General features: G+C 40.4%; 1 pseudogene. It reads right to left on the reverse strand.

Features of this window, described 5'->3' with window-relative positions:
- Positions 1–208: pseudogene (locus ETC07_RS16460) on the reverse strand (pseudouridine synthase); the annotation flags it as partial.
- Positions 209–235: the final 27 nt, after the last annotated feature.

Raw genomic sequence — 235 nt, forward strand, 5'->3', positions numbered from 1 at the left:
CATTTACCAATTGTGAAACTTCTTTTTTGGTCAGGCGACGGTAGCGACCAGGGACTAAACCATCTAAACTTAATGGTCCATATTGAACACGGCTAAGTTTTTGGACAGGCAAACCAACTGCTGCAAACATTTTCTTAACTTGATGATTTTGTCCTTCATGGATTGTCAAGCTAACAAGCGAGCTGTTTTTCGCTTTGTCCTGTTTCATAATCTCATAACGTGCTGGACTCACTTT

The organism is Halomonas borealis, from assembly GCF_004798905.1.
GTDB classification, from domain to species: domain Bacteria; phylum Pseudomonadota; class Gammaproteobacteria; order Pseudomonadales; family Halomonadaceae; genus Halomonas; species Halomonas borealis.